The organism is Bradyrhizobium centrosematis (assembly GCF_045571495.1).
Classification (GTDB): Bacteria; Pseudomonadota; Alphaproteobacteria; order Rhizobiales; family Xanthobacteraceae; genus Bradyrhizobium; species Bradyrhizobium centrosematis.
The window spans coordinates 2,503,897-2,526,319 of record NZ_CP120703.1; the positions used below are offsets into that span (position 1 = coordinate 2,503,897).

Consider the following 22,423-nt stretch of genomic DNA (forward strand, 5'->3'; position numbering starts at 1 on the left):
GACCGACGATGCTCAAGGCGACTGCCGTGCGCCGGGATCGAGACGCTGGAGATTGGCCTGGAGGATTGATCGTCGTTCCATCGCCGATACAACCGCCGCGATAGGACTCAACAATTACGTGTATGCAACCCGAAAGCGCTAATGCGCGGCCGGCCTCCGTTCATGTCGGAAGCAAGCCGAAACATTGTGCCAATTGACAGCGATCGGGGCTATGTGCGTGATTGATGCCGCTTCTTGACGCAGGTGGGTGACGGCGGTCGATATTCCTGTTATCCGGAATCGCCGTGGTGCGATGCAGGCGAGGCATCGCACGGTACACCGTTGGACTTGCCGGGCGGGTTGTTCCTTGGCATAGTTGCAACCATCTGGTTGAGCCCGTCGTGTGGACATGTCGTTCAGCGTGCCAGCCGGTCGGGGCCACCCGGCCGAGAGTTCGTCGCCATAGGGTCCTGTTGTGGCGTCTTGTTACGGCGTTCGGTTCTTGACTGGATCACGAAGGCCGATGCTTGTCATAGGTGCGGAATGAAGAACCTCAATTTCGCGGCTGAACTGCACCTCAAGCTCGGCGCGCCCACAAGCGGCACGGTCGAAAGTCTTCGCTTGCTCCGCGCGTTCCTGAAGCTCGCGCCACGACAGCGTTTCGAGGTCATCAAGCTGGTCGAAGACCTCGCCACCGAAGAAGCGCTTCCCGAGCACCCTTTGTCCTGAGCCCGCCCGCGCGCCGGTCCTTTACTGTCGCTTTCTCATCCTGCCCGGAGCCGCGCCACCGGCGAGGTGTCCCCACGAGCTGGCCGCTGGAAGGCGATCCGGCAAGTGTGGTATTCAGTTGGGAAAACGGGAGGAGTGCGACCATGATCGAACCGAAGCTCGAAGTTCCAGCCGAACTGCGCGACTTGGCCGAGAAGACGATCGACCAGGCGGAAAAAGCATTCGGGATGTTCTTCGAAGCCGCCACCAAATCGATGTCTTCCGTTCCGGGCGCGGGGACGGAGGTCTCAAAGCAGGCGCTGGCCTTCACCGAGCAGAACATGAAGTCGGCCTTCGAGCATGCGCGCAAGCTGGTTCATGCCACCGACCTTCAGGAAGCAATGCGGATCCAGTCCGATTTCCTGCGCAGCCAGTTCACCAGCGCCGGAGATCACATGCGCCAGATGACCGGCAGTCTCATGCAACCGGGCAAGGGCAAATCCTGATTCTCAGCTTGTGCACAGCGTGCCCACAAATTGATCTTGCGTGGCGCGGCGATCCGCACTTCGATGTTGGTGCAGATCTATGACGGGCCACCGAGTGACCACATTCGCCGTCCGGCATCCCTTCTGCTGATCCCTGTCGGTCCTCCGTCAGGGATCTTTTATTTGGAGCAGCTATCGTGCTCGGCGCGCGACTCAAGCGCGGATGAGATCCGGATGAATCATCATCGCGCTTCAGGCTGTTGTTTGCGCATGACCTTTCCGGAAAACCGCTTCGCACTTTTCCGGATCATGCTCTAGCGCAGCGATGCGATATAGGCCGCGAGGTCGCCGGCTTCGGTCCGGCTCAAGGGGAAGTTCGGCATCTTCGGGTGTGGATCGAGCAGGAAGAAGGCGAGCCGTTCCGCATTGAAGTCCGGCCTTCTCGCGACTGAGGCAAAGGAGGGGACGTCGGCGCTCGCCTGGGTCTGGCCGTTCGCAACGATATGGCAGCTTGCGCACCAGCGCTTGGCGAGGTCGGCCCCGTGATCCGCATCGGCTGCGAGTGCAGAGGGCGCGCCTACGCTCAATGTTAAGGCAAGCAGCAGGCAGCTTCGTCTCAAATGCGCGTGCATAGGATGACCTTCATGCATTCTTGCGACTGCCATGCCTATCCGCAGCATGATCCCGGAAATTGTGAGAGATCAATGCGAGCGACGATCGACCGCAGCAGCTTGCGGGCCGAACGATAGAGGTGCCGCACGGGTGCCGGCATTCTCGCCGCGGGGAGACCAAGGCTTCCTGCGTCAAGACTGCTTGCATCGAGACTTCTCGTATCGAGACCTTTCGTATCAAGACGTTCGATATAATGCGACACGTGTTTCTCCGAGGCCATAGGGTTTTCTACCCTGCCGCTTCGGAGCCGCCTTGATCTGCCGCAAGGCGTTCCCGGCTAATAGTCCCCCGGATTCATGATCATCGGGCTCTTCGTATCGGCCGGCGCGAGAGCGCTGCTGGCGCTGTCACGCAGGAAGCGATCGAGCGTTTCCTGGATCTTCTCCTTGACCGCGTTGGGGCCGCGATCGCTCATGTCCGTGTGCTGCGCGCCGGTGTGGACGATGTCGATACCGCGCGCCTTGGCCTCTTCCGGCGTCGGCAGCACGCCGGGATCGGTCACGAAATGCGGATCCTTCGACCGGAACGACAGGATCTTCATGCCGTCGTTGAGCACGAAAGGCACCCTGAGATTGTCAAGCGTGATCACCTTCGACACCAGCTCCGGATGCTGATGGGCGACATACATGGAGACGTCGCCGCCGTTGGAGTGGCCGACGAGGGTGATGTGGTCGTAATCGACATTCTCCTGCTGCCGCTTCAATGCGTCCAGCACGAAGAGGATGTTGGCCTCGCAGCGGATATAGACCTCGCGCCGGCCGACATATTGCTGACCGATATGAGTCATCAGCGGCGGGTCGCTCGGCAGGTCCTGCTGGATGCTCGCAACCAGATAGCCGCGCGCGGCGAGCACATTGGCGAGGAAGGAATATTCGGTCGCCTTGACGGTGTTGCCGTTGCTGATGACGGCGAGCGGGAGCTTCCAGAGACCGAGGTTGGCCTTGGTCTCGTAATCGCGTCGTACCGCCAATTCGACCGAGATCGGCCGCTGCCGCGAGGCGTCGTACAGCGCCAAAGTCTCATGGCGGATCGCGAACCGGCTAACGACAAGGTATTCCCCGGCGCCGAGGACGCACAGAAACGCCAGGATTGCAAACACCCTCGTCATGGCTCGGTCTCAAATCACGTTTGGCTGAACATGGACATTGGGAATTCCCGGATCGAGTGATCGTGAGCAGGTTACGGGATTAAATTTAGGCAAGTCTGTGAACAAGGCCGCAAAACGGCCGCATGTCGGCGCGAGCTGCGTAAACGGTGGCTAAAGGCAGCCCGACCTGCCGCGCTCGGGGCAGAGCCGGAATGCGCTTGACAGCGTGAACAGGAAGCGGGGGCTGTGGCGCTCATTGTCCGGCGCCCGGTAGCTCAAAGGCACGGCCACGCCGAGATCGGCCTGAAGATCGTCTGGCAGGAAGAAGCGTACACCGGCTCCGGCCGACGTCAGCGACAGGCCATCGCTCAAACGGTATCCGTCGTTCCAGACGGCGCCGGCGTCGCCGAAAGCGTAGAGCTGATAACCGGTAAAGTAGCGGAAATTGAGCTTCTGATCGAAGCGCAGTTCGAGCGAGCCGGCAAGGCCATTGTCACCACTGATCTGGGCAGCGCCATAGCCCCGTCCGAAGGCCGCGCCGCCGAGGTAGAATTGCTGCGAGGTGAACAGCGGCCGCGACGCTGTCTGGCTTGCCGCGGCGAGCTTGAGCGACCAGGCATCGTTGAGCGTCTGGTAGCGCGTGAACCAGAGGTTCAGCACCGAGAAGTTCGAGGAGGCGCCGTCGCGCGACAACAGATCGTCGCCGAAATGCGAGGCGCCAAAGACGTCGAGGCCCTGGCGGTAGGTCAGAGTCGTGTAATTGGTGCCGCCGAACTGATCCTGCAGCCTGTAGTCGGCGGTCAGGCTCGCCGTCCTGATGTGGTCGTTGTACCAGGGGCCGTACAGGTCGTGTTCGGACACATTGCTGAAGGTCGTCGCCGCCGTCAGTGTGAGCGTGGAGGATTGTGATTGCAGCGGAACGATACCGGCCCGCAGCTCGAAGACCTCGGTCGTTGTGATGTCGCTGTCGAGGCGGCGGGCATCGCCCGGCCGGACCGCACTGTAGAGGACGGAAGCGCCGAGGCGTACGCCGTCGACACCTACGGGGGCGTCATAGGACAGCCGCGCAAAGCCGAGCTCGCGAGGATCGTTGGCAATGCTCGACAGATTGACGGCCAGCGTGTCCCCGGGCGTGAGATACGAATTGAATGCGCCGGTAGCATAGGTCTGCCACGGGCCGACCGAGGATGATCCGAGATTGTCCAGGCTGAACGACGAGAAGACGTGCCAGGTCTTCAAATAGACGATGAGGCGGAAGCGGCCGGTGGCGCCGCCGATCTCCTCCAGCGCGGTATCCGAGATTCGGACCCCCGGCCTGCCGTTGATCAGGAAGAGCTGGCGCTCGAGCGTTGCAAGGCGCGACGGCTGCTCGGCCAGAACCGGCCCGAGCATTGGCCTGACGCCGAACTGCTCGGCGCCGTCGCCTTTCAGCTCGGCCTCCACGATCGCGCCTTCGATCACCTGGATCCGGACCCGGCCGTCGGCAATGTCCTGCGGCGGCACGATCGCCCGGCTCAGATGGAAGCCGTCGGCGCGGTAGAGATCGCTGATCGCGCCGGCGATTGCGGCGAGATCCGCCTGCGAGACCTTCTTGCCGAGATAAGGCTGGTAAACCGCCGCGAGGCGATCGCGCGAGACGGCGTTGGCACCCCGGACGTCAACGGCGCGCAGGACGAATTGCGGCTTGGTATCGCCTCCAGTGCCGGGCTGGCTGACCGTCGGTAACCGGATCGACGGACGGTTCAGCGTTTCCCGTTCGGTTTGGTTTTCAAAGTATTTCTCGGGCTGGCGCGGATCGAAACCCGGCTGGTTCGCCTGCTGAGCGAGTGCCTCGGGAACTCCCGCAAAAATCGATACCAGCAGCACTGATGCGGTAAGGAGATCCCGCCTCTTGAGGCACGCGGCGAAGCTTTCTCCGTAGTATGACGGAGATCTCGCCGCGGGGCGGTAAGGGCTCGTTAGTCGCATGATTTTTCTTAGTTTTTTATGGTCAATGATTGGTTAATGCCGCTCTGTCACTGGCCGCTTCCTGCTAATCCTCTCTTGAGTGATTTCGGATACCCCTCAGATCCGCCCGTAACGGGACTGAGGAAGGTCATGCTCGGCAGAATTGGAATGCGGTGCGCCTTTGTGGCGGCGCTGACCCTTGGAACGGCTTGCGGTGCATTCGCCGCCGATGATGGCGTCTGGTCGATCAGCAAGGTGACCGGTGAGGTGTGGGTCGCGACCGACGGCGCACAACAGGTCTCGCTGAATCAGGAAGAGACGCTCAAGCCCGGCAATACCATCCGCACCGGGCGCAATGGCCGGGTCCTGCTCGTCCGCGGCGAGGAAACGATTCTGATCTCCCCCAATTCCGTGGTCGGCTTGCCGGCCGAGAAGAAGGAGGGGCTCTCGACCACCATCATCCAGCAGGCGGGTTCGATCCTGCTCGAAGTCGAGAAGCGCAACGTCAAGCATTTCGAGGTCGAGACGCCCTATCTCGCCGCTGTGGTCAAGGGAACGCGTTTCAGCGTCACGGTGGACGCGGGCAGCACCAAGGTCGGCGTGCTCCGCGGCCAGGTCGAAGTCTCCGATTTCAGGACCGGACAGATGGCCCAGATCATGCGGGGGCAAGCGGCCACCGTCTTCGCGCACGGCAAGCCCGGTCTCAGCCTGAGCGGTGCAGGGACGTTTAGTCCGATCGAGCACGGCAAGCCGCGCGCTCCGACGATCGACCGTGTGCCGGTGCCGAAATCAGGTCTGTCCGCGCCGCGCAACGCCGCGAACGGCCAGGCCATCCACGCGCTCGGTCCGATCGACAGGGGCACCAAGGTGGACGGCGGGCCGAAGCAATCGCATCAGGCGGCAGGGGGCCATGGCTCGAGGGCCGGCGTCGTGCGCATCTCGAGCTCGCTCGGCGAGGTCAAGCTGGACGTCCACAAGGTCACGCGCGGGCTCGCCCACGGCGCCATTGTTCCAGGCCAGGTCCGCAACGCGAACGCCACCGCTGCGACGGTGTGGAACGACAGCAAAACCAACTCGCCCGCCTCGAACAGTTCGGTCCAGACCGCCGCGACGACGAGCGGTGCCGTCACGGCCGGTAGCAGCGTGCCAAGTGCGGCTACCGCGAGTGCGGCAGCGACAGGCGGTGCCCTCACCGACAGCCCCAGTGCCAACAACGGAAACGGCGGCGGCAATGGCAATTCCGGCAACAATGGAAACAACGGCAACAACGGTGCCACCGGTAATGGCAGGGGCAACAACGGCAACGGCAATGGAAATGGCGGCGGGAACGGCAGCAACGGCCATGGTCATGCCTACGGCAGACGCTGAGGTCGTTTTCTAGGGCAGAGGGGCGCGCCCATCGGAGTGGGTGCGTGGGAGGATCGGGTGAAACGCTATCGGCCGCATGTTCTTGTCGTGATCGCGCTTGCGATCGTGCTGTCCACGGGATGGCATGGTGCCCTACGTAACGCGCTCACCGATCTGCGTTTTGCCTGGCAACCGCGTGAGGCCAGCGGCAAGGTCGTCGTGGTGGCCATCGACGCACCATCCATCGATCAGATCGGAGTCTGGCCGTGGCCGCGTAGGCTGCATGCGGAACTGCTGCGCAGGCTGGAGGCGGCGGGAGCGGGGGACGTCGCATTCGATGTCGATTTCAGCACGTCTTCCGATCCGGCTTCCGACGAGGCCTTCGTCAACGCGCTCCGCGATGCCGGCGGCTCGACGATCCTGCCGTCCTTCAAGCAGCCGACGCCAAACGGTGGCGCCGCCTACATCAATCGCCCCTTGAAGCCGTTCAGCAACCAGTCGTGGCCGGCCGTCGTGAACGTCGCAGTCGAGTCCGACGGGCTGGTTCGCCGCTATCCCATCGGCGAGAAGCTCGGCGATGCCATGCTGCCCTCGATGGCCGTCGTGCTGGCCGGACAAGACGCCAACCGGCGGCCGCCCTTCCTGATCGATTTCAGCATTCGTGCGGGCTCGATTCCGAGCGTCTCGTATGTCGACGTGCTGCGCGGCGATCCTGCTGCTCTCGACAAGCTGAGAGACAGGAAGGTCATCATCGGCGCCACGGCGCTCGAGCTCGGCGACCGGTTCAGCATTCCGAACGGCAAGATCGTCTCGGGGCCGGTCCTCCAGGCGCTGGCCGCGGAATCGATCCTTCAGGGCCGGATGCTGCGCTGGACGTCCGATATCGGAATGATCCTCGGCTTGGGCGTGATCTGCCTGCTCATGATATTGTCGTGGCGCCGCGTCGCGCCGGGAATTCGCGTCGCAGTGCTCGTGGCCGCCGGAGCAGCCCTGGAATCGGCGGCAATCTTCGTGCAGGCAAGATGGTCCCTCGTCATCGACACATCGCTCCTCCATATCGCGATCATTGCTTATCTGACCGCGATTGCGCTGGACGAAATCGATTTCCGCAGCCTGCTCGGACGCATCGCCGAGAGCCGGTTTCATCGCATCGCGATGTCGCTCGGCGACGGCCTCGTCTGCACCGACGAGGATCACAAGATCACGGTCTGGAATCCCGGCGCGAGCGCGATCTTCGGCTACACGCCGGCCGAGATGATCGGTCGCCCGTTCGAAACGCTGTGCGCCGCGCCGGCAGTCGGCCATGCGCGACCGTCCATGCACGACGCCGCGCGCCAGGCACTGCTGGTCCCGGGCGGAGCGGTCGTCGTCGAGTTCGAGGGCCGGCGCAAGAATGGTGAAACCTTCTCAGTCGAGGCGAGCTTCTCGGGCTGGCAGGGAACGGACGGCTTTCAATACGGCGCGATCCTGCGCGACATCTCGGTCCGCAAGCGCGAGGCCGACCGCGTCAAATATCTTGCCGAATACGACGCACTGACCGGTCTTGCCAATCGCAACACGCTGCATGCTCGCCTCGTCGGCATGATCGCGGCTGCGGACCGACAACCTCGCGAGGTCGCGTTGCTCGTGATCGGGCTCGACGGCTTCCAGCGCATCAACGACATGTGGGGACATTCGGCAGGAGATCTGGTGCTGCGGGCGGTCGCTGCGCGGCTTCAGGACGAGGCCGGAGCCATGGCGACCGTCGCGCGGCTCAGCGGAGATGAATTTGCCATTGCGCGCGAGGGAGCGGACGACAGTGAGCCGGTCGTGGCGTTCGCCGAGCGGATCGCGCGCGCGTTCGAAGCACCGCTCGTGACGGGCACGCGCCGGCACCGCGTCAGAATCAGCGTCGGTGTCGCGGTCTATCCCGAAGGCGGACAGAGCGCCGACGATCTTCTCAGCAACGGTCACCTGGCGCTCAGCAGGGCGAAGATGACGCGGCGTGGCAGCCATGTGATCTTCGAGGCTGCGATCAGGCAGGAGCTGGAGAACCGGCTGACGTTGGAGAGTGAGCTGGCGCTTGCCGCTGATCGCGGCGAGTTCGAACTGTTCTACCAGCCCCAGGTTCGTCTGATCGACGGCAGCCTGGTCGGGGCCGAAGCGCTCATCCGTTGGCGACATCCTGTGCGCGGCTATGTTGCGCCGGGAGAGTTCATGCCGGTGGTCAATACCTCGGAGCTATCCGAGCGGATCGCGAACTGGGTGATGGAGACCGCCTGCCGTCAGGCGCGTGCGTGGGAGCTGTTCGGCCGCAACGTGCGGGTCGCGATCAACCTCTCACCCTCGCAGCTTCAGTCTGGCGATCTCGCGGATTCGGTAGCGGCGCTGCTCGAAAGGTCAGGGCTGACGCCATCGCTTCTCGAGATCGAAGTCACGGAAGATATCCTGCTGCAGGACGAACGCCGCGTGCTCGCCATCTTCAAGCGAATTCAGGAGCTCGGCGTCCGCGTCCTGTTCGACGATTTCGGTACCGGTTACGCGAGCCTGAGCTATCTCAAGAAGTTTCCCCTCGACGGGCTCAAGATCGACCGCTCGTTCGTGTTTGGTCTACTGGCCAATTCCGAAGATGCTGCCATCGTCAGCTCGACGATCGGCCTCAGCAAGCAGCTCGGTCTCACCGTCGTGGCGGAAGGCATCGAGAACAAGGCCACGGCCGACTTCCTGGTCAGCATGGGATGCGAGGAAGGACAGGGATATTTCTTCGGCCGCCCAATGCCCGCCGAAGCATTCGAAAAGCAATTCCTGGCAGGTGAACTCGACGCTGTCAGCGCGGCCTGAGCAAGCGGTCCGGGTTTCTAACGCCGGCGCGCGACTGCGACGCCAAAGAGAAAAGCGACGAACAGGCTGGCAAGCGGAGCTTCGCGCGTGATGGCTGCAACGGTCGCGAGAGCCCCGCCAGGCTTGCGCGATTCCTCGACCACCGCGGTCAGACGGTCGACAGCAGCATGCAGGCCTCCGGCGACTTCACCGATTGTCCGGGATACGTCCGTTGCCGCGTCGATGGCACGCTCGGCCACGCCGGGTTGGGAAGGGGATTGCGGTATCTCGGTGCTCAAGCGCGTGACCTCCAGGCCTGACGATGAAGACCGGCACCTTTGGCTATCCGCGCGAGCGCTCGTTTTGAACAGCGGGTCCGATGACCTTTGGCTATCCGCGACAGGCGCCGTAGTTTAACGGCGGGTGCCGGCCTTGGATGAGCAATTCAGCGCGCGGGATTTAGTTCCCCCGCAGTGAGCCCCGTGAAACGACGGATGCGAATCTCTGTTAGGCTGGCTCAGTGTTGTTGACGCCAGGAGGCAGCCGTGACCGATCGGACCATGACGGATCGAGCCCGGCGCATCGCCTTGCTGGGTGCTCCCATCGACATGGGGGCATCGCAGCGCGGCACCTTGATGGGCCCTGCGGCGCTACGTACTGCGGGCCTTGCGACGCTGCTCGAAAGCTTGGAGCTTGAGGTCGTCGACTACGGCGATCTTTCTGTCAGCGAGTTCCGGGACCTCACCGACAGGCCGCCCGAGAGAGCCAATCACTACCGCGAGATCCAGCGCTGGACGCGCGTTCTGAGCCGCAGAGGCTATGAGATCGCGAAAACCGGTGCGCTGCCGATTTTTCTTGGCGGCGATCACACGCTGTCCATGGGATCGGTCAATGCCATGGCGCGTCATTGGCAGGAGCGTGGACGGGAGTTGTTCGTACTCTGGCTCGATGCCCATGCCGACTACAACACGCCGGAGACGACGATCACGGCGAACATGCACGGCATGTCTGCAGCGTTCCTGTGTGGCGAGCCGGGCCTCGACGGTCTCCTCGGCGATGATCCCCGCGCGTCGATCGGTCCGGACAGGCTCGACCTGTTCGGCGCGCGCTCGATCGACAAGCTCGAAAAGGAGCTGATGCGCGCGCGCCGGATCAGGGTCGTCGACATGCGCCAGATCGACGAGTTCGGCGTCGCCGTACTGATCCGGCGCGTGATCGAGCGGGTCAAAGCGAGCAACGGCGTGCTGCATGTCAGTTTCGACGTCGATTTCCTCGACCCGTGCGTGGCGCCAGGCGTCGGCACCACGGTGCCTGGTGGAGCGACCTATCGCGAGGCACACCTCATCATGGAGCTGTTGCACGATTCCGGCGTGGTCGGATCGGTCGATATCGTCGAGCTCAATCCCTTTCTGGATGAACGTGGTCGGACGGCGCGCACGGCGGTCGAGCTGATCGGCAGCCTGTTCGGCCAGCAGATCACCGATCGGCCGACGCCGAGCAATGCGATCGCTCCGGGCGAGTGAGAGTGGCTACGGCGTTTGAGCGCTGCCGCTCGGAGTTTGCGACAGTGCCTGATCGATGGCAGCCGAAAGTTCGGTTGGCAGGCAAGGCTTTCTCAGTACGGGAGTTCCTTTGAACGCATCCGGCACCCCAGACGACCCGTAGCCGCTGACGAAGAAGAACGGCTTGCCTCGACCGGCAATTTCCGAGGCGACGGGTTCGATGGTCTCGCCGCCGACATTGATGTCGAGGATCGCGAGATCGAAGTCAGCGCCAGCTGCAAGGGCGGCTCCCTTGTCGAGATCCCCGGCTTCGGCGACGACGGAATGTCCTGCCTCTTCGATCATCTCGACCAGCATCATGCGGATGAGCGCTTCATCTTCGACGAGGAACACTGAAGCTGGCACGGATTCGACCTCAGGCAGGTCCCGTCTGCTGCGAGCCTGCGTTCAGGAGTTGGGAAACAGCCGCCACCACTTGCGCCGGCGCAAAGGGCTTTTGAAGCAGAATGCTGTTGGGCACACCGAGTACGGGCCACTTATCGGCAGCGCCGCCCGTCATGTAAATCACGGGAAAATGCGGATCAATTTCCCGCGCGGCTCGTGCCACGTCCCAACCGTCGAGACGCCCCAGCAGGTTCACGTCCGTGACGAGAGCCCTATAAGGCACGAGCCCGCCCTTCAGGAGCGTCACGGCTTCCTCGCCCGTTCTCACGGTGGCGGTTTGAAAGCCTCCCTCCGAGAGAGCGTCCTCTACGAGGGCCTGGAGGATAGCCTCGTCTTCGATGACAAGGACGACTGGAGATTCTGCTACCACGGTCACCCCGCTACCCAATGTGTTACAAAGTGTACAAAGCGGCGTTCGTTCCATTCGTGGAACGGAAAAGCCAGCGCAAACGGCCAAATTGCGACGGAACATTCCCGCGATTGCCAAGTTTTCCCGGTGCCCTTCCCCAAGGGTGACCCCGCATGGCCCCAGCTCCAATGCCCCCCAATTGCCCCGGGAGCTGGGGCCTTTTTCATGGCGACCGGTGGCGACGCAGCCGGAACCTTGCCGACGCATTATCGTTCCCGGTGCGCAGGCGCGAACGGAGGCGGACACCATGAAATGGATGCTTGTGGTCCTCGTGGGGGGCGTCGCGCCCGTCAATACCGATCTTGTCTTCGACAAGTTCAGCGACTGCCTTGCCGCCGAGTCGCAAATGCGACAGCACTATTCCGATGCGTTCGACGCCTGGGACCGCGCGGCTGCAGCAAGAATCGACCGGCGTAGCGACTACAAGAGGGCCCGCGAGCTTGAGGCGAAAAGACTGCTGAGCAACGTCGGCACCTGTGTGCCGCACGGCGGGGGAGATGCTGTTGCGCCAGCGGAGCAGTCCAAACCGCCCGCCGCACCTTCGCAGCAACCGGCTGCGCCTCCGCAAGCGGCGCCGCGAACGTAACGAATGCCGCGCCTCATCGAGACGGGGCGCGCTCGTTGTCATGAAGAGGGGCAAAGCTGCACCCGCATGGTGAACACCGAGTGGGATTTTTGCTCCACCTCGCCGATGTGTATCGTTTGATACGTTACGACGCTCCGCACTCTGCTACTGCTTCCTGAAGAGTGGGGGCGAGCATGGAGCGGCTGAAGGAAGCACTGGGGCAGCTGGATGTCCCGCACTGCCCGAATTGCCGCGTCGCGACGCGATGGTTTCGCTCGGAGCTCTTGCGAGACCTTGCACAGCCGATCATCGCTCATCTTTTCGTCTGCCCCAACTGCAAGCGTGCTCAGCGAACCGAGACGATTTTCACGCCGGCGCATGTTCCGCCCGATAAAGTGGCGGCTCCGGTTTTTCGTCATCGGGGCGCGGCGTAAGACGCCGCATCTGGCAGCCAGTGCTCTCCGGTCTTCAACCGGGAAAAAGTGGCAACTCCTGGGAACCTCGCCAACATTCGCGGGTTTTCGCAGCGCCGCCTCCTGCGGCGAGGAGATCCCCCATGAAGAAGCTGATACTGTGCGCTGCTGCCGCGCTGATTTCGACTGGCGCAATGGCGCAGTCCAACGGTGGTGACCACCACCGGCACAGGCCATGCCGCCGCCGTGCAGATCGAGCCGGAATATCGCGCGAAGATCCGAACCTATGTCACCGAACGCAAGGTCCGTCCCGTGCAGACCCGTGAGAAGATCGTCGTGGGCCAGCCGGTACCGCGCGAGGTCGAGCTCGAGGCCGTGCCCGCGGACTGGGGTCCTTCGCTCACCAAGTACCGCTACGTGTATTTAGGCGAACGCGTGATGCTGGTCGATCCGTCGACGCGCACCGTCGTTCAAGAAATCGATTAAGTCCAAGTGGGCGGGTCGCTGAAGCAGGCGACGCGCCTCCTTCCGGTGCGGCCCGCCGCCTATCCCGACCCCTCATTTTCACCTGCGAGCGGGCGTCATGCCGATCATTCGATACTTCGTCTTCGTCGGCGGGATCTTGCTGGCGCTGCTCATTGCTGCCGACGGGTACTTGCCGGCTCCTGTGGCACTTGCCGGGGCGGCCGATCCCGACAAGACCACCATCCGCATTACCTCGGCAAGAAGACTCCCGGAGAAAATCGTACTCGACACGAACATCCGCGCCGTCGTGCCGAACATCGCTCGAGCCGAGCCGATTTCTGAATTGCCTCCCCAGCAGATAGGTGAGGCTATGGCCGCCATGCCTGCAGAGCGGACCGGGCAGATCAAGAAAGAACCGCCCGCCCGCGTCTTCGCAGAGGCCCGTCGCCATCCGAGGCGCTCGTCCAAATCACCGAAAAGGGCACCTGAGCGCCGGCTTGCCTTCGAGCGGCACGATCCATTCTCGGGCGGGTGGTGGTGAGCGGAAAGGTCGGCAGATGGCATAAGGAAAAAGGCCGCGCTTTCCCCAGCGCGGCCTTCGTTGTGTACTGAGCGACGCGACGGTCTCACCAATGGCGGTAGTGCCGATGCCAGTGGCGCCGGACGACCGGATACGACCCGCCGTAATAGGCGTAGGCGGGGCGCACCACGCGGCGATAACGATAGCCGTAGGAAACAGGCGCCGTGTAGTACGTCGTGGTGTAGCCGCCGCCCCAGCGATATGGCTCGTCGTAGCCGTAGTCGTAGGCGTAGGGACCGCCATAATAGCCGACGCCATAATAGCCGGGGCCGCCGTAATAGCCGTAACCGGGTCCCCACCCGTAGGCAGAGGAGGCAAGCCCGCCGATGACTGCGCCTGCGACCAGGCCGCCGGCGATGCCCGGTCCCCAACCTCGCCAATGCGCCTGGGCGGGAGACGTTGCTGCGATCGAGCTCAGACCAAGCGCGCCGATCATCAGAGCTGACATTGCAATCTTCTTCATCGAGACACCTTTCACATGACATTGCTTCTGCCCCTGAACTAACGGGAGGAATAAGCAATGGTTGCTGCCGGTCGCGGCGGCGAGGGGGCATCGCCTTTGCGCGATAAATCGGGAAAAAGTGGAAACTTTACGAGTGACTTGAGTTGGCAAGCGACCGGGACGTTTCGGACTAGGACATGGTGGATGAAGTCGCTCTGAAGAAGGCCACCGAGACCGCCTGGACAGTGTACCGGGCGCGGTACCCCGACGTCGACGCTCGCGACAGCCGGCGCTGTCTTTTGGAACGGCACCTGCACAGGAGATGGGAAGAGCGCGAGAGCGATGCGGAAGAGCTCGCCAGCTTCGGCATCGCCTACCTGCACCGGCTTCCCAGGGACGAATGTTGACGGGCATGAAGATGCTCGTCGCCTGCGTGGCCCGCAGAAGCACGCGGCCGACCTGGACCCTGCTTGCGATTTCGTTTGTCATCTCTGCGGTCATCGTGATCGCCTTGCGTATCTTCCTCGGGGGCTAGATCGAGCAGCCAGATTGCGGCTCGGCTTCCGAGCAGCTCAATAGGGAACAAGTGGTACGTCCGGACGTTTTTGGGCGGGCATCCATTCGGATGCTGGCTCACTGGAGGAGACGATCGATGAAGACAGTTTTGGCTGCAGCTCTGATCAGCAGCGCTCTGATCGGCGGCGCCGCGTTCGCGCAATCCACCCCGCCCGCCAGCACGGCCGCGCCCGCGGCCAGCGCGCAGCCGGCAGACAAGACGATGTTGAAGGACAATTGGCGCGCCTCGAAGCTGATGGGCCTGAACGTCTACAACGAGGCCAACGAGAAGCTCGGCGATATCAACGAACTGCTGGTCGACAAGAGCGGCAAGATCAACGCGGTGGTGATCGGCATCGGCGGCTTCCTGGGAATGGGCGAGCACGACATCGCCGTCTCCATGGACAAGCTGAAGTTCGTGGAAGAGCCGGTCAAGACCAGCTCGACCACCAATACGACCACCTCGCGCGAGACGACGACCGGTACGGCTTCGACCAACACCACCAGCCGTAACACCCACGACTGGGTCCCTGACCACGCCGTCATGAGCGGCAACAAGGAGCAGTTAAAGGCGCTCCCGCAATTCAAATATTCGGACTACAACTGACAAGACGGAACGTGATCGAGATCGAGGGCCTCCATCTGGAGGCCCTCTTTCTTTCGAAACGCCTCAGTGCGGACCGTCGAGCCGCGAGAGCGTCGTATCATCGAGAACATCGAACCAGGCGCCCAATTTTGCACGGCGCGGAATATCGCCTCTGCAGGCCCGGTAGCGCCGCCTAGTGCAAGGGGCTGCAATCCACCAGCTTGATCCTGCCGGCGGCGTCAAACGCCAGAAGCGCACTCATGACGCCAGTGCTGGTCACATAAGAGACGACTGTTCCCCTGTCCGAGGGAGTGAGGTCGTCCAAGATTCCCGCGGGGTATTTTTTGAGGTGCTCGCTCCAATAGGCGCGAAGCGCCTCGCGACCGGTGATGGTTTGGACGCCGGCACAGCCGCAGTGCACCACGGCATCTTCGGCGTGGAGCGCCATGATCATTTCGAGATCACCCGCCCGGTAGGCATCGAGCCAGTCGATCGCCGCTGCCATCGGGTCAAACGAGATATTTGTCACTTCCATTGTCCCATCTGATTTAGGTCGAGGAACCAAATCGACGGATCTAATTTTAGTATGCCACCCGGCCACGGCCATATGCCGAAGGATATAGAGGACCGGGCCGAGGCAAACTCGATGTTGGACGCGTCCGCCAGGCAAGGGATACTCAAACCTATCCGGCTTGTGATCGTCGATCGGCAACCGATCGTTCTGCAGGGACTGAAGTCGGTCCTTGGGACACAACAGGATTTCGACGTTGTCGCAGCGTCCAGGGACGGGACAGGCTGCGTGGAAGCCATCAGGAGTCTGACACCTGACGTCGCGCTGATTGCCGACGCGCTGCCGGATCTGACGGCTGCCGAAATCCTCGCGATCGTAAAGGCTGAGAAGCTTTCTACACGTCTGGTGTTCTTCACCGAGACCGAAGTCGCCCCCGATCTGACCGCGGCGATCGCTGCGGGCGCCTGCAGCGCCATCTCGAAATATGTCGCGCCCGCCAACATGCTGCACGCGCTGCGGCTGATGACGAAGAGCGGTGTCTCGCTGGAGCAGCGTGATCTCTCGCCAAGCCGCGACGACGCCAAGATCGAAAAGCTGCTCGAGCTGTTGACCGATCGGGAACGTCAGATCGCCCGGCTGGTGTCCGAGGGACTGTCGAACAAGGAGATCGCCCGCAAGCTGAACGTGTCGCAGGGGACCGTGAAAGTCCACCTCTACAACATCTTTCAGAAGCTCGAGATCACCAATCGCACGGTGCTTGCGACCATCGCGCTGTTGCAACGCACCTCCGCCTTCGGCGCACTCGCGCTGGCCTTCCTGGCGTTCGCTGTTGCGGATGAGCTCAAGGCTTCCGAAGCGAGCGACATGTTTCCGGACGCCGAAGGCCCCGGTCACGCCGGCGAGCACCCCGGCTATGAGGTGTGGAAAAAGGCCATTCTCCAGCGCCTCATTGTCTCGGATTCCCATGAGGCGCCGCCGTTCGCAGAGAGGCATGTTGTTGCCAAGGCGAGCGAGGTTATGGACCCGGCGGCGGCAATCGAAGCCCTGCGCGCAGCCGAGCAGTTCATGGGCGCCAAGCCTTGGAAGGGCTACGCCCCTGCCGGATCGATCACGCCGAGTTCTGCCGCGCTCCTGCCGCAGCAAATGAGCGACACGCGAATTGAAAGCGAGCTGTTCCCGCAGAACCAATTCCCGCGGTTTGCAGCCAATCCGACCATTCATAGTGGGTACGGCACCTTCGCAGCTCTCGCCGGGGCCTTGATCTACGCACTGAGCGAGTCTGATGCCGTCGCGAAGTCATTTGATCCGGCGCATGCATCAATCGACAGCACCTTGGCAAGCCTCGGAGAAATGGCGACGACGAAACTGGCGGCGATCAATCAGGCAGACAAATCAGCCCCGGATACTCTGTCCCATGATCTCGGATTGCATTCTGTCTCCGTGACCGATGCCAGCGATATCGCGCAAGTCGGCGTTCAGGGCCACGCCGGCCCGGACGCCGCGGGCCTCAATCTTCAGAGATCCGCAGGCGTGTTGGACGCAGGTCTCGATTCCAGTCCGGCTGGATCCAGCCGCGATCAGCTGATCGGTGGTAACGTCGAGGACTTTGCTTTTCGTGCTCCGATCGCTTCCAGGTCGGGCCCTTCCGACTCTGTCGTGGATGTCGCATTCGGGCCAGGCCGGCTCAATCTTTCGGCCTTCGGAGCGCTGGCCTGGCTGCATCTGACGGCAGCCGCCAAATCCATTCCGCCGCATACCCTCGCTTGGGTCTACGATGCCGCGACCAATGAGACGATCGTGTATGTGAACACGACCGATCGCGTCCTCGATGTCGGGGATCGAGCCCTGATGGAAGTTCATGTGCAGGGGATCGTCTCCATTGCGGAGGCTGACGTCGGTCAGCCGGAAGGTGCCGCTGTCGCGGTCACGCTGGAGCAGCTTGAGCAAGCGCTGGTGTCGGCGATCGCAACCGATGAGGCTGGTCTGACGACGGGCAGTCCTCATCTGGCTGAGGGCTCGACCGGGGCGGCTGGAGTTTGGAGCGCTCTTGCCCTCGGCGAGGTCGGCTTCCAATTCGCGCAAGTTCGGACCGGCTTCGAGACGTCGGCAAAGGCCGGGGTCTTCACGAGCGAGCCGCCGGATAAGACGGACCTTGGCACCGCTGCGTCGAATGGGTCGGTTCAGGGGTCATCAACTGCGCTCGGTCAGGGCGCATCCGTTCCAGCCATTGAAAAGCTCAGCGCAAAGAGCGAGCCGATGAATGCGGGCGACGGCGCTCCTTCGACACAGCAGAACGAGTGGGTGCCGCCTGATCTGCCGTCTGCCGCGGACACCGGCGCTGGGAACTCTGGGCACGCTTCGGAGCCAGAATCGAAAGAGCCTGCTCCACAATTGACTGACGCCGGCAACGGCGGCGGCGAGGGCACCGAGCACCAGGCTCCGGCCTCGAAGGAGACGCGAGAGTCGGCCGCCGAGAAACCGTCAACGCCGGTGGAGCATGGCAACTCGGAACAGGGGCAACACCAGGACCCTGCCAATGCACAAGCAGCAGACGTCATCGATGTGGCGGGCGGCAGTCACGCGCATCATGCGTCTGAACAAGGGGCATCGAAGGGGGCGGCCGGCGAAGTGGCCGAGACGGGGGCCACACCGCAGAACGGCATCGGCCATGACAATGACCCTCAGTCCCCGGCTTCGATTAATGCGGCAGGAGCGAAAGCGGACGTGAAAGCCGGCAGCGATCACGGCCACTCGGCACACCCGAGTTCTGCAGACGCGCAGGAAGCGGACCAGAACGTCGTCACCGCGGACGGCGGACAGCATGGCCACTCGCCGCACGCTCCCGATCCAGACGACCACGGCGACGGCAATCAGCATTCTCCGGCCTCGGACGATCCGGAAGCCGCGAGAGCGATGGAAAAAGGCGGCGGCGACGGCAATTTGGGTCAACCCGCAGACGGAAACGCACAGCAAGCGGCGTATTCCGGTGCGGCTGGATCAGAAACCGCCAAGTCGGCTGAGATTGCTTTTACGAGCGGCGCAGACCACGAAGCGGTGTTCCGCTTCGATGGCGAGGTCATTCCTTCCCCGCTCGCCGCGGCGATCGCGCCGGAAGAGCTCAAGGAGCCGCATGTACCGCCAGGTCAGGACAAGGACGCCCAGATGCTTCTCGACATGATGCTGGTCGCGCCGGACCAACATACGGCGCAGCACGGCGATCACGGTCTGCATGCCGGGCTCGTCTTCCATGACTGGTTGATCTGAATCGCGCACGCTCATTGACTGTCCACGAGACCGGCGGCGCGAGTTGGTCAGGGAACCACTTGGCGGAAGCCGGAACCGGGTGGGGCGCCTTTGAGTTAACCTGCGATAGGAACAACAGTGGCTCCTGTGATGACAAGCGGTCCTTTCGCGAGGTCTATGACAACCGCCCTGCGGCATCCCGGCGTGATCGCGCTGATCGTAGCTGGGGTGACGATTGCGGCCATGCTGATCGTCGATCACGGTCCCTGGAGCCGGGCCAAGACGCAACCGGCCCATGTTGCGATGTATGCGACCACGGGCGAAGCGGCGCGAGCCGCTGGCGCCAGAGTGCTTCCGACGACCCCGAAATCGCCGATCGAGCCGGCACGGGCGGGGCCGAAGACGTCCCCGACCGTGAATCCCGTGACGCCGTAGCCGCTCAACACGTCCCGTCAGCTCTTGCGACCGTAATTCAAAAGTCCGCCGCTGGTCTTCGGCGGATGGGCACGCAGGGCTTCCTCGTTCGGTTCGGTGCCCCAGCCGGGGCGGTCTGGAACGACCAGATGACCGTTCTCGATCTCCGGCTCATAGGTGAAGAGTTCGCGATCCCAGGCGAGACGATCGATGTCGATTTCCATGATGCGCAGGTTCGGGACGGCGGCGCAGAAATGCGCGTTGGTCATCGAGCAGAGATGACCATAGAAATTGTGCGGAGCGACGTTGACCTCGAAGGCTTCCGCGGCGGCTGCGATCTTCATTGATTGCCAGACGCCGTTCCAGGGCGTGTCGATGATCGCGACATCCATGGCCTGCGCGTGGAAATAAGGCAGGAATTCGCGCAAGGAGAGCAGCGTCTCGCAGGAGGAGATCGGATGCGGACTTTGCCTGCGGATGTAGCCGAGCGCCTCCGGACTAAAGCTGTCGATCTCGACCCAGAACATGTCGATGTCGGCTATCGTGCGCAGGATCTTCAGATAGCCTTCGGTCTTGGCGTTGAAGTTGCAGTCCAGCAGGATGTCGACGTCGGGGCCCGCGCCGTCACGGATCGCCTCCAGATGCATGTGCAGGTCGCGCAGGATCTTGCGGTCGACGTTGATCTCGGGGACGAAGGGCGAGCCGAAGCCGGGGCGCCAGCCGGTCGGCTTGCCATCGTCATAGGAAAAGATGTTGGTCTTGAGTGCGGTGAACTTCTTCTCGCGCACCTCGCGTCCCATCGCCTTGACCCCATCGAGGCTTTCGATCGGCGGCTTGTACCAGGACGGATGATTGATCCGCCATGTGGCGCAATGCGACCAGTAGACCCTGATGCGGTCGCGGATCTTGCCGCCGAGCAGCTCGTAGCAGGGCACGCCGAGACACTTGGCCTTGGCATCGAGCAGTGCATTCTCGATCGCGCCGAGCGCCTGCGCCACCACACCGCCGGCAGCGGGACGGGTCGCGGCGAACAGTTCGGAATAGATGCGCTCGTGTTGGAAGACGCTCTGCCCGATCACGCGGGCCGAGAGGCGCTGGATTGCAGCCCCGACGCCGGGCGAGCCAAAACCCTCGTCGAACTCGCTCCAGCCGACGATGCCGTCCTCGGTCGTCAGCTTGACGAAATGGTAGTTTCTCCAGCCGGCATCGCAGGCGAGGATTTCGAGACTTGTTGCTCTTGATGATGTCGTCATGGTGTTTCCTGGCCCCAGCGGGCGTTGTTCTTGTTGTCGGCCCCGCTTGCAAGCTTGGCCCCGGCCGCAATTGGTAAGCTAACGGCGCACTGCCGTGAAGCCCGGCGAGGGCTGCTTTTGCTCAACCGAGCAGCGAGGATCCGAGCAAGGCGAGGACGGCCAGCGTCATCAGCGCGGTGCCGAGCCAGCCCAGCGCGATCAGCCATGACCGCGCCCTGAAGCGGCCCATGATCGCGCGGCTCGAGACGATCAGCATCATCATCGCCATGATGGGCACCGCGACGATGCCGTTGAGCACCGCGCTCCATACCAGCATGTGGATGGAATCGATTCCCGTGAAGCCGAGGCCGAAGCCGATGATGGTTGCCGCGGCAATGATGGTGTAGAAGCCGACCGCCTCGTCGGGCTTGGCCTCCAGCGTGGCGCGCCAGCCGAAGATCTCCGCGACTCCATAAGCCGCCGAGCCCGCCAGCACCGGGATCGCGAGCAGTCCCGTGCCGATGATCCCGATTGCGAACAGCGCGAAAGTGAAATCCCCGGCAAGCGGCCGCAGCGCTTCGGCCGCCTCGGTCGCCGAATTGATCTTGGTGACGCCATTGGCGTGCAGCACGGACGCCGTGGTCAGGATGATGAAGAAGGCGATGCCGTTGGACAGCAGCATGCCCGAGATGGTGTCGGTCTTAATGCGGTCGAGCTCGTGACCGCCGCCGCGCTTGAGCTCGCGAAGCGGCTTGTCGCGCGTGCCCTGGTTCATCTCCTCGACCTCCTGCGAGGCCTGCCAGAAGAACAAATACGGGCTGATGGTGGTGCCGAGCACGGCAACGACCATCATCAGATAGTCGCCGCTGACATTGGGCTCGGGCCACACCGCGGCGAGCAGGGCCGTGCTCCAGGGAATCTTGACGGTGAAGGCGGTCGCGACATAGGCGAACAGCGCCAAGGTGAGGAATTTCAGCACCGGCGAATAGCGGCGATAGGGCAGGAAGACCTGGAGCAGGGTCGAGCCCGCCGCGAAGATCAGCGCGTGCTCGTGGTTGAGCCCGCCGATGACGAGCGAGAGCGCCTCGGCCATCGCGGCGATGTCGGCGGCGATGTTGAACGTGTTGGCGGCAACCAGCATGGCAACGAGGCCCAGCACCGCCCAGCGCGGCGCGACCTTCATGACATTGGCGGCGAGCCCCTTGCCGGTGACACGGCCGATCTGCGCGCTGACGAGCTGGATGGCGATCATGAAGGGCGTGGTCAGAAACACCGTCCATAGCAGCCCGTAGCCGAATTGCGCGCCGGCCTGCGAATAGGTGGCGATGCCCGACGGATCGTCGTCGGCAGCTCCCGTGATCAGCCCGGGCCCCAGCCGTTGCAGCAATGTCGGCGTGGACTTGGTCGGAGTGAGGGCGCTGTCGCTCATGTAAGGAGGCCTCGGTCGCGGACGGATGTCTTCTTTAGCAAATGCTAAAGAGGGAACATAAGTTCCCTGCCGCACCAAGGCCTAGGAATTTCTGAAAATGCTAATTCAACTTGACCGCCGGGCAAAACAGGTTTAGATTGCCATCATCCCAACACCTCGATCACCGCGCGGCGGCATTTGTCCGGTCCGGTCGGGGAAGCTTGCTTGCCGGCGAGGCTGGCGGCGCCTCGCTACTTGATGCTGACGAATGTGCCCCAGGCGGCAGCCAGCGCCGCGCCGGAAAAAACGATCAGCGGGTTGTCGCAGAATGCACCCCCATAGGTGCACATGGTGACGCCGAGCGAGCCGATCTCGTGATGGCTCGCGGAGTAGAACAGTCCCGACAGCACCAGCAATGCAGCGGCGACGTAGTACATGGCGGTCTCTCTCCCAAGCTTTCCCGCTTGCTTGCGCGCAACGGGCCATGTCCCAGGATGGCGCGAAGAGATTTCGTTTCGCCAAATCCGCTTTGCTGCATTTAAGATAAAGTTTGACCTGTCGGGCAAAACACCGGCAAAGATACCACGATGGGCGAGCCTGCCGGATCGTGATGTTGGCCGGCCGTCGCCG

25 protein-coding genes are annotated in these 22,423 nt (G+C 62.9%); 14 read left to right on the top strand and 11 right to left on the bottom strand.

All coding sequences use genetic code 11. From position 1 onward, the window contains the following. Positions 1 to 522 precede the first annotated feature (522 nt). Positions 523 to 708, top strand: coding sequence for a hypothetical protein (locus P6U31_RS11975; RefSeq protein ID WP_407188538.1), 186 nt, complete (start codon positions 523 to 525; stop codon positions 706 to 708). 143 nt (positions 709 to 851) lie between these two features. Further along, positions 852 to 1,193, top strand: a complete 342-nt coding sequence (locus P6U31_RS11980) for a phasin (RefSeq protein ID WP_128926959.1) — start codon at positions 852 to 854, stop codon at positions 1,191 to 1,193. A gap of 293 nt (positions 1,194 to 1,486) precedes the next feature. Here the strand turns inward: P6U31_RS11980 and P6U31_RS11985 are convergent, their stop codons facing one another. The 3 genes from P6U31_RS11985 to P6U31_RS11995 form a co-directional block, all read right to left on the bottom strand. Further along, complete coding sequence (locus P6U31_RS11985; RefSeq protein ID WP_407188539.1) at positions 1,487 to 1,804, bottom strand: c-type cytochrome; 318 nt, start codon at positions 1,802 to 1,804, stop codon at positions 1,487 to 1,489. 317 nt (positions 1,805 to 2,121) lie between these two features. Further along, positions 2,122 to 2,952, bottom strand: coding sequence for an alpha/beta fold hydrolase (locus P6U31_RS11990; protein WP_407188540.1), 831 nt, complete (start codon positions 2,950 to 2,952; stop codon positions 2,122 to 2,124). A 150-nt stretch (positions 2,953 to 3,102) separates the two neighbouring features. After that, on the bottom strand, positions 3,103 to 4,899 hold the full coding sequence (locus P6U31_RS11995; RefSeq protein ID WP_407188541.1) for a ShlB/FhaC/HecB family hemolysin secretion/activation protein: 1,797 nt from the start codon (positions 4,897 to 4,899) through the stop codon (positions 3,103 to 3,105). A gap of 129 nt (positions 4,900 to 5,028) precedes the next feature. On the opposite strand from P6U31_RS11995, the gene P6U31_RS12000 reads away from it, so the two are divergent. Beyond that, positions 5,029 to 6,246: a FecR domain-containing protein gene (locus P6U31_RS12000; RefSeq protein WP_407188542.1), complete on the top strand. Its 1,218-nt coding sequence runs from the start codon at positions 5,029 to 5,031 to the stop codon at positions 6,244 to 6,246. A gap of 57 nt (positions 6,247 to 6,303) precedes the next feature. After that, positions 6,304 to 9,045 (top strand): EAL domain-containing protein, encoded by a 2,742-nt coding sequence (locus P6U31_RS12005; protein ID WP_407188544.1) that lies wholly within the window; start codon positions 6,304 to 6,306, stop codon positions 9,043 to 9,045. Positions 9,046 to 9,062: 17 nt separating this feature from the next. Here the strand turns inward: P6U31_RS12005 and P6U31_RS12010 are convergent, their stop codons facing one another. Then, the gene (locus tag P6U31_RS12010) at positions 9,063 to 9,323 is read right to left on the bottom strand and encodes a hypothetical protein (RefSeq protein WP_407188545.1); all 261 of its coding nucleotides are present in this window, start codon (positions 9,321 to 9,323) and stop codon (positions 9,063 to 9,065) included. Positions 9,324 to 9,569: 246 nt separating this feature from the next. Here P6U31_RS12010 and rocF point away from each other — a divergent pair, with 246 nt between their 5' ends. Then, positions 9,570 to 10,547, top strand: coding sequence for an arginase (gene rocF, locus P6U31_RS12015; RefSeq protein ID WP_407188546.1), 978 nt, complete (start codon positions 9,570 to 9,572; stop codon positions 10,545 to 10,547). Positions 10,548 to 10,553: 6 nt separating this feature from the next. Here rocF and P6U31_RS12020 read toward each other — a convergent pair whose 3' ends face one another. Next, on the bottom strand, positions 10,554 to 10,919 hold the full coding sequence (locus tag P6U31_RS12020; protein WP_407188547.1) for a response regulator: 366 nt from the start codon (positions 10,917 to 10,919) through the stop codon (positions 10,554 to 10,556). 22 nt (positions 10,920 to 10,941) lie between these two features. Next, positions 10,942 to 11,346: a response regulator gene (locus tag P6U31_RS12025; RefSeq protein ID WP_407188548.1), complete on the bottom strand. Its 405-nt coding sequence runs from the start codon at positions 11,344 to 11,346 to the stop codon at positions 10,942 to 10,944. A 280-nt stretch (positions 11,347 to 11,626) separates the two neighbouring features. On the opposite strand from P6U31_RS12025, the gene P6U31_RS12030 reads away from it, so the two are divergent. The 4 genes from P6U31_RS12030 to P6U31_RS12045 all read left to right on the top strand — a co-directional run bounded on the left by P6U31_RS12030 (position 11,627) and on the right by P6U31_RS12045 (position 13,363). Continuing rightward, the gene (locus tag P6U31_RS12030; RefSeq protein ID WP_407188549.1) at positions 11,627 to 11,965 is read left to right on the top strand and encodes a hypothetical protein; all 339 of its coding nucleotides are present in this window, start codon (positions 11,627 to 11,629) and stop codon (positions 11,963 to 11,965) included. Positions 11,966 to 12,138: 173 nt separating this feature from the next. Continuing rightward, the gene (locus tag P6U31_RS12035) at positions 12,139 to 12,378 is read left to right on the top strand and encodes a hypothetical protein (protein ID WP_407188550.1); all 240 of its coding nucleotides are present in this window, start codon (positions 12,139 to 12,141) and stop codon (positions 12,376 to 12,378) included. A 189-nt stretch (positions 12,379 to 12,567) separates the two neighbouring features. After that, positions 12,568 to 12,843: a DUF1236 domain-containing protein gene (locus P6U31_RS12040; RefSeq protein WP_407188552.1), complete on the top strand. Its 276-nt coding sequence runs from the start codon at positions 12,568 to 12,570 to the stop codon at positions 12,841 to 12,843. Positions 12,844 to 12,940: 97 nt separating this feature from the next. After that, positions 12,941 to 13,363, top strand: a complete 423-nt coding sequence (locus P6U31_RS12045; protein ID WP_407188554.1) for a hypothetical protein — start codon at positions 12,941 to 12,943, stop codon at positions 13,361 to 13,363. 85 nt (positions 13,364 to 13,448) lie between these two features. Here the strand turns inward: P6U31_RS12045 and P6U31_RS12050 are convergent, their stop codons facing one another. Further along, positions 13,449 to 13,850: a hypothetical protein gene (locus P6U31_RS12050; RefSeq protein ID WP_407188556.1), complete on the bottom strand. Its 402-nt coding sequence runs from the start codon at positions 13,848 to 13,850 to the stop codon at positions 13,449 to 13,451. Between the two features lie 191 nt (positions 13,851 to 14,041). On the opposite strand from P6U31_RS12050, the gene P6U31_RS12055 reads away from it, so the two are divergent. From P6U31_RS12055 to P6U31_RS12065, 3 genes are all read left to right on the top strand, one after another. Next, on the top strand, positions 14,042 to 14,251 hold the full coding sequence (locus tag P6U31_RS12055) for a hypothetical protein (RefSeq protein WP_407188557.1): 210 nt from the start codon (positions 14,042 to 14,044) through the stop codon (positions 14,249 to 14,251). 5 nt (positions 14,252 to 14,256) lie between these two features. Beyond that, positions 14,257 to 14,379, top strand: coding sequence for a hypothetical protein (locus tag P6U31_RS12060; protein WP_407188558.1), 123 nt, complete (start codon positions 14,257 to 14,259; stop codon positions 14,377 to 14,379). Between the two features lie 117 nt (positions 14,380 to 14,496). Then, complete coding sequence (locus P6U31_RS12065) at positions 14,497 to 15,006, top strand: PRC-barrel domain-containing protein (protein ID WP_407188560.1); 510 nt, start codon at positions 14,497 to 14,499, stop codon at positions 15,004 to 15,006. A gap of 172 nt (positions 15,007 to 15,178) precedes the next feature. Here the strand turns inward: P6U31_RS12065 and P6U31_RS12070 are convergent, their stop codons facing one another. Then, a complete protein-coding gene (locus P6U31_RS12070; protein WP_407188562.1) occupies positions 15,179 to 15,520 on the bottom strand; it encodes a nuclear transport factor 2 family protein in 342 nt (113 codons plus the stop codon). A gap of 111 nt (positions 15,521 to 15,631) precedes the next feature. Here P6U31_RS12070 and P6U31_RS12075 point away from each other — a divergent pair, with 111 nt between their 5' ends. Both P6U31_RS12075 and P6U31_RS12080 read left to right on the top strand, forming a co-directional pair. Continuing rightward, positions 15,632 to 18,760 (top strand): LuxR C-terminal-related transcriptional regulator, encoded by a 3,129-nt coding sequence (locus P6U31_RS12075; RefSeq protein ID WP_407188564.1) that lies wholly within the window; start codon positions 15,632 to 15,634, stop codon positions 18,758 to 18,760. A 129-nt stretch (positions 18,761 to 18,889) separates the two neighbouring features. After that, positions 18,890 to 19,174: a hypothetical protein gene (locus P6U31_RS12080; protein ID WP_407188566.1), complete on the top strand. Its 285-nt coding sequence runs from the start codon at positions 18,890 to 18,892 to the stop codon at positions 19,172 to 19,174. A 17-nt stretch (positions 19,175 to 19,191) separates the two neighbouring features. Here P6U31_RS12080 and P6U31_RS12085 read toward each other — a convergent pair whose 3' ends face one another. From P6U31_RS12085 to P6U31_RS12095, 3 genes are all read right to left on the bottom strand, one after another. After that, positions 19,192 to 20,406, bottom strand: a complete 1,215-nt coding sequence (locus P6U31_RS12085) for a mandelate racemase/muconate lactonizing enzyme family protein (RefSeq protein WP_407188568.1) — start codon at positions 20,404 to 20,406, stop codon at positions 19,192 to 19,194. A gap of 121 nt (positions 20,407 to 20,527) precedes the next feature. Continuing rightward, positions 20,528 to 21,814, bottom strand: coding sequence for an NRAMP family divalent metal transporter (locus P6U31_RS12090; protein ID WP_407188569.1), 1,287 nt, complete (start codon positions 21,812 to 21,814; stop codon positions 20,528 to 20,530). Between the two features lie 230 nt (positions 21,815 to 22,044). Continuing rightward, complete coding sequence (locus tag P6U31_RS12095; RefSeq protein ID WP_407188570.1) at positions 22,045 to 22,230, bottom strand: hypothetical protein; 186 nt, start codon at positions 22,228 to 22,230, stop codon at positions 22,045 to 22,047. Positions 22,231 to 22,423 lie beyond the last annotated feature (193 nt).